Origin of the sequence: Nonomuraea candida (genome assembly GCF_000725485.1) — a bacterium.
In the GTDB taxonomy this organism is placed as follows: Bacteria; Actinomycetota; Actinomycetes; order Streptosporangiales; family Streptosporangiaceae; genus Nonomuraea; species Nonomuraea candida.
In genome coordinates, this window is the sequence record NZ_JOAG01000124.1 from 1 (window position 1) to 1,412 (window position 1,412).

1 protein-coding gene is annotated in these 1,412 nt (G+C 68.9%); it reads left to right on the forward strand.

Translation table 11 applies throughout. The features are described 5' to 3' along the window. Nucleotides 1-239: 239 nt before the first annotated feature. Nucleotides 240-1,412 (forward strand): IS110 family RNA-guided transposase (locus IO39_RS43315; RefSeq protein ID WP_043637589.1); only part of this gene is annotated, 1,173 nt, incomplete at its 3' end.

Genomic DNA, 1,412 nt, shown 5'->3' on the forward strand with positions numbered 1-1,412 from the left:
GGTCACTAGGGCACCATCCTTACTGCGAGGCCCGCGTAGGGTCTTGTGGAAGGGACTCGGCGGGAGCCGGGGTGACGGCCTGGTTCGGTCGCCTGTGAAGGGCCTCGATGACACCGCCGCCCCCGGTTTCCCCGGGGCTGTGAACTGGCAACAGAGGGACGCGCCGTAGAGCGCCGGTTAGTGACCACCCAGATGTCAGCCTCCTCGCCGAGTCGTCGCTGCCACTGTGAGGAGTTGTCGTGTCGCTTGCGCTGCCCCAGGCGCTGGTATTCGTCGGAGTCGACTGGGCCGTCGATGAGCATGCGGTGTGCGTGATGGACCAGGCGGGGGAGGTGGTGTCGGGGTTCGTGATCGAGCATTCGGCGGACGGGATCGCGTTGCTGGTCCGCCGTCTGGCCGCTCACGGACCGGCCGGGCAGATCCCGATTGCGATCGAGCGGCCCAACGGGCGCCTGGTCGATCTGCTGCTGGAGGCAGGGCATCCGGTGGTCCCGGTCAAGCCGAACGCGATCAAGGTCTGGCGCGAAAGCGAGGTGCCCTCGGGGGCCAAGAACGACCTCGGGGACGCGGAGGTGATCGCTGACTATCTGCGCGCTCGGCGGCGCCGGTTGCGGGTGGCCACGCCGTACTCCGATCACACCAAGGCGGTGCGGACGGTCGTGCGCACCCGGGGCGATCTGGTCGAGGCCCGGGTGGCGGCCACCAATCAGCTGTCGGCGCTGCTGAGCGCGTACTGGCCCGGCGCCCTGGCGCTGTTCGCCGATGTGGAATCGCCGATCAGCCTGGAGTTTCTGACCCGCTACCCCACCCCGGCGGCCGCGGCCCGCCTGGGCGAGCGACGAATGCAGGCGTTCATGGTCAAGCACGGCTACTCGGGTCGCCGCTCGGCTACCGCGCTGCTGCAACGGCTGCGTTCCGCGCCGGCCGGGACGGTCGAGGATGCTCTGAGCGAGGCGTTGCGCGATGCCGTGCTGGCCATGGTCGGCGTGCTGAAGGCGTTGAACGCGGCCATCAAGGATCTCGATCGCTCCAGCGCCGCCCACCTCGGGGAGCATCCGGACGGCGAGATCTTCACGTCGCTGCCAAGGTCGGGTCAGATCAACGCCGCCCAGATGCTCGCCGAGTGGGGCGACTGCCGTCCAGCTTATGAGAACGCCGACGCCGTCGCCGCGCTGGCCGGTTGCACACCGGTCACCAAGGAGTCCGGCAAGCATCGCGCGGTCCACTTCCGCTGGGCCTGCAACAAGCGCTTCCGCCAGGCAATGACCACCTTCGCCGACAACAGCCGGCACGCCAGCCCCTGGGCGAAGAACATCTACGAACAGGCCCGCGCATCCGGCAAGGACCATCCGCACGCCATTCGCGTGCTGGCCCGAGCCTGGATCCGCGTGATCTACCGCTGCTGGCTCGAC